The 5,161-nt window shown below is 44.3% G+C and carries 4 protein-coding genes; all 4 read right to left on the bottom strand.

All coding sequences use genetic code 11. The annotated features are described in order from the left end of the window. The coding region (locus tag A3761_RS18060) for an efflux RND transporter permease subunit (protein WP_197473102.1) at positions 1-1,547 on the bottom strand (1,547 nt) is incomplete at its 3' end. Continuing rightward, a complete protein-coding gene (locus A3761_RS18065) occupies positions 1,544-2,725 on the bottom strand; it encodes an efflux RND transporter periplasmic adaptor subunit (RefSeq protein WP_068553539.1) in 1,182 nt (393 codons plus the stop codon). The genes A3761_RS18060 and A3761_RS18065, both read right to left, overlap by 4 nt. Before the next feature lie 13 nt (positions 2,726-2,738). Beyond that, on the bottom strand, positions 2,739-3,836 hold the full coding sequence (locus A3761_RS18070; protein ID WP_068510708.1) for a hypothetical protein: 1,098 nt from the start codon (positions 3,834-3,836) through the stop codon (positions 2,739-2,741). Beyond that, on the bottom strand, positions 3,836-5,161 hold a 1,326-nt coding region (locus tag A3761_RS18075), incomplete at its 5' end, for a GH3 auxin-responsive promoter family protein (protein WP_082870292.1). The genes A3761_RS18070 and A3761_RS18075, both read right to left, overlap by 1 nt.

Below are 5,161 nucleotides of genomic sequence, written 5' to 3' on the forward strand. Positions count from 1 at the left end.
TGATATAAACCTTGGTTTAATTTATCGAGGTGTTGGCTGAATTGCTTTTGTATTTTACTTAACAGACTGTCTTTCTTTTCGTCGCTTGATGTTGATGCCTTACGGGATAAGTGCGCAGGTAGAATAAAGATCGATTCCAAGAGCGAAAACACTAGAATACAAATAACTATAATAGGTATCGCCTGCATTAACTGACCCTCGGGGCCTGGTAAGAACAGTAAAGGCAAAAAGGCTACAATGGTTGTAGTGACTGCAAAAAGTATCGGTTTATATACGTCATAGACACCAGCAAGCGCGCCTTCACTACCATATTTTCCTGCCTGATTCTGGCTATGAATTGACTCCCCAACGATCACTGCGTCATCGACCACAATGCCCAGCACTAGTATGAAAGCAAACAGTGACACAATATTGATGGATACATCCAGTGAGGGCATTAATAACAGACTGCCAAAAAACGAAAATGGTATTCCCAGGCTGACCCAAAATGAGAGACGTAAATTAAGAAACAGAACCAAGAGCGCAAAGAGTAGCAAGAGGCCGCTGAATGCATTTTCCAGCAATAAATCAATGCGGCTTTTAAAGTTTTTTGCTTCGTCCTGCCAAACGTATAAGTGCATGTTGTCAGGCAGTTGCTTTTGCTTTATATAGCCTTTAATTGCCTCGGCAATGGTAACAATACTCTGATTGCCAACACGATAGACATCGAGAGAAACCGCTGCACGGTGGTCAAAGGATGCCTGACTTTGCGGGCTATTTCGGTTGTCGATGATGCTCGCAATATCGCCTAGTCTTACCTCGGCACCGTCAGCATTCGAGGCAATAATGATATTTCGATAACCCTCTGCATCACTTTTTTTAGCATCACTGGTGATTAGTACGTCACCGTCATGGGTTTTTAATACGCCACCTGGTAACTGATTTGATTGTTGCCTAATTAGACGACTGATCTCTTCGAAGCTAACTTGATATTGCTCTAAGTTATGTGCCGGGATATAGACTTGTATTTCAGAGTCTTTAACGTCTTCTAGGTCGATGATGCTGATGTTATCGTTTTCGAGGATTTCACTGCGTATGCTTCGCGCCATCTTGCTCATGCTAGCGTAGTCCGCGGTGCCACTGAGAATTAATTTACTAACGCGATTACGTACAATCAATTCCTTGACGGTTGGCTCTTCTGCCTCGTCTGGTAAGGCATCATAGTTTTCGAGACGGCTTTTAACTGTATCTAGTATATCTTTCGTGAGGTAGCCGTCTGCTACGTCAAGAGTCATTGAGCAAAAACCCTCATGCGCAATAGCGCTAAGCTCAAGTGTGCCCTCAATATCATAAATCTGGTTTTCGATTGGCTTGCAGATGCTAGATTCTATGGTTTCAACTGACGCACCAGGCAGGCTCGTATCTATCCCAATACGTTCAAGGGACACATTTGGGATCAGCTCTTTGCGAATATCGGGCAGGCTGATATAACCCAAGGCAAACACGGTAAACATAAGCAAGTTGGCGGCAACCGGATTATGTGCAAACCATGCGATCGCACCTTTCATTGAATTGTACTCGCTACAGGGTGCTCAATAAGCGCGAGATCATTGGCTAGGTAAGGCTCAACTTTCATACCTTCTGCCATTAAATGAAATGAACCGGTAACGATACGTTCGTTTGCATTTAATCCCGCCTTTACGAAGGATAGCTCTTTGCCACGATACACTAGTTCGATATTTTTTCTGTGTAAGCGCATATCGTTATCAATCGTCCAAACAGTGTTGTTGGCAGGTTCAGCACTACGAGGAATTAGCTTTAAATTATTGATTACTTGCCCTTCGATCCTTGCTTCAACAAAGGAGCCTGGTAGTAAGCTCTTGCTAGATTTGTTTGAAGCGTTATTGCTTGAAACTTGCGCAATAACATAAAGAAGCTGATTTCTATCGCGCTCCCCTTCAATTCGGTCGATAAGTCCTTGCCATTGTTTTGTCGGGTTTTGATAGCTGTTCAAGCTAGCAATAGGTTTACTTGTTTTGCCCAAGTAGCCTTTATGATTTAGACCGAGAATTTCAATTTGCTGGTCATTTAACGGGAGTCGGACTTCAACTTCGTCAGTCCCATAGATTGTTGCAACATTTGAGGTAGCCAGTATGTACTCGCCTTCAGTAATACTCAGTTTAATGACTTTGCCATCTATTGGTGCTCTGATTACAGTCTTCTTGAGTTGTTGTTTTGCATAAGCTAAGGCGGCTTCCGCGGCCGAAACTTGACTGCTGGCATGGCGCACCTGTGGTATATGACGCGCATAGTCAGTTGCGTTTCGTTTTAGGCCTTTTTGTGCGACAGCCGCCTTTGCTTTAACTCTGACTAATTCAAGTTTAGTTCGGTCAAGTTCAGCTTGTTTTTGTGCGATATCGAGTACAAAAGGCTGTTGTTCAAGTTCAATGAGAATGTCGCCCTGCTTGACCCTTGCGCCTATACTAAGCTCTTTGCTGACACGTTTGACCAGGCCGGGTACCTGATTGGTAATCTGACGAACTTCTGAGGCAGATACTCTACCGCGACTATAGATTGGAATCGCTTGGCTGCTTTCGATTACCTCTGTGTAAGGAACTCTTGGCGCCAGGTTCTGTTGAGTACTTTGCTCAGGCTCGGGTGCGTTATCGTAGAGCCAAGAAATCAGGCCAAGCGCGACGATAAGCGCGAGGAAGACGGAACGATATTTTTTTAGATACTGCATCATAACTTACTGCTAATTATAGACGTGTTGGTTCGAGATAAAACAAGCCCTGTTGCTTCATTTCTTTGCTCGGGTCATCGCCATAACTAGCGAGATAGTGATTACTTAAAAGCTGATATGCCTTCAAGTTTTTTGCAACTTCGTGTAAAGGGTCGCGCGTATCAAAACCAAAGATAAGCGCCTCATAATCACTTGCGTGATAGGTTTTAAGGATGCAGCTCAGCAAATCTTGAAAGATATCAATCCGGTTGTCGGCACAAAGAACCGTGTGAAGGCTAAGGTAGCTCGCTAAACTTCCAGGACTTGGTAGCTGGAGGCCGCCAAAGAATTTACTCTTAATATTATTGATGTGCCTGAGGGCTTTCATCTTGCCTTGGTAGGATACAAAGCGCGTTTGTTTAAAATCTTTTTGGTTCCATACGGCGCACATACCGATAAGTTCATCGTCATCATAAGCGAGGAAATAATTTTCGATATCGACCCCGCGATAGTAATTGTCTTTGGTGCCAATTTTTGAAAAGTCATAGACAGGGTAAAATTGCTTTGATGGCGCATGCTTATCGAAAAAAGACTGCATCTGAGCTTTATCGGCATTGCTAGCTCGTCGCACTAAAAGTGTTGTGGCTTTATGCTGCTTCTTATACAGATCTACCATATAAGTACGAAATTGTCCGGCCTGGTGATAAGTCGGCAAACTTAGACGGCCACTTCCGACTGAGTTGATAGAGGCTTTATTCTCGTCCAATATCACAGTCTGCATCCACTCATCCTGCATCAGTTCTCGATACTTTTTGAATAAACGTAACAGTGTCCTTCCGCCACGATAATCCTGGTGAATACGTAGATCATTGCCGTAACGGGTTAATCTTTTTTCGCCGTCGACATAAACTTCGCGCTTACCAATACTGAATGAGGCCAACAAGGTCTCTGTTTTATGATCAATCATGACCCAAACATCCGGATCTGTTGTGGTCACCTTTGTTGCATGAAAAAAGTTAGGTGCGCGCTCAAAATTCAGGTGCACTTCTCCTTCCTGTGGCGTTTGATCAATCAGGCGTAGTAGTGCAGCTGAATCACCATCTTCGGCGGGGCGAATTTCGTAGCGCTGGCTCATTAGCTTACGGCCTCGACTCTGTTTTGCTGTTCATTGCTTGCGCTCGAGCATTGAGGAGAGAATAGTTCGTTTTGCCAAAGTACCAGAGGTTCAATTTTAACGTTACCAGCCACCATGCCACGCGCTATCTTATGCGAGGTATAAACCTGCATGGCATCTTCCATGAGCAAAACGTGCGCATGATCGAGCTGACCAAGTTCGCGAGCAAGTTTATAGTGAAAGTTCTGGAGCAAAAATTCTTCTAGTTCGCGATCAAGTTCGACCTGTAGGTTTTTCTGCTCGCAAGTGTTAAGTCTGTTATATGTAGCCTGGTTTTCGCATAACAAAGCATAGCGAGGTAAGTTTGCTTCAGAATAAGAAGGGAGCGCGAGTAAGCTTATTGGCAAAATAGCGTCATGCATGGAAAACTCATTAATAATATTAACTGCCAGCTCTGGCGACAGTTTCTCACCCACCATATCAACACCACTAAGGCGTCCAATGAATTCAAAGCAAGGGCATTGATCTAAAAAGCCGGTTACCTTCAGCTGGTCATTCATCGCGTAGCGAAGTAAACCATTAGAGCTACTTAGAATGGGACGTACATTCTGGCCCTCCGTTAGCTGCCAGCTAGTATGTATTTGATTGGTGTCCAGGTCCTCAAACTCATAAAAGTGACTAGTCAGTGCTAATGGGTATTTCCCCTGAAACGGGAAGCTAATGACGCCTTCAGTGGCCCAAAGGCCCTTTCCTTGAAAACGACAATGGGGAAACAAGTCGCGTAGTTTGTTCGCCCAAATTTTAGATGATGAGGTGTCCCAAGCACTGATGAGACCAAGTTTGGGCCAAAGCATACTTGTCATTTTAGCACTTAACTCACCATCCCAAGCATCTAACGACTTAGCGGCGTCAGGGTTTTTGGGTGCGGATAGATGTGATAAGCCAGAAAGAGTCTCAGGCCACTGACCGGAGTTTAGTACTTCAACGATAAGAGGCTGCTTATCTTTGATTAACTGTAACAGGCTTAGCGCAAAGGTTGGGCTCCATACCGAGATAAACGACAAGTCCCGGCAAGCAACTAAATAGCATGCCGTTGCAATTGAGGATTCCTCAGAAGTATTCGCAAGTGAAATGGCTTCAGGAACAGCCATTGTCCCTGACATAAACAAACGCTTCCACCAAGGGAGAAGTTGCAAGTCATCGTTAATGCTGCTCGTAAGTTTATTCCTTAGATCGCTCGGGACCCATGACAAAGACCAATAATGTTTGCCTTGCTTTATCTCAGGAAATTGTCGGTATAAGTCTGCCATCCAGGGACTAATTGCCTGATCTAATTCATCGAGGAA

This window comes from Oleiphilus sp. HI0123, assembly GCF_001635315.1.

Coding starts and splice junctions, on each gene's coding strand:
- A3761_RS18065 (WP_068553539.1), bottom strand. CDS start 2,725: ATGATGCAGTATCTAAAAAAATATCGTTCCGTCTTCCTCGCGCTTATC.
- A3761_RS18070 (WP_068510708.1), bottom strand. CDS start 3,836: ATGAGCCAGCGCTACGAAATTCGCCCCGCCGAAGATGGTGATTCAGCT.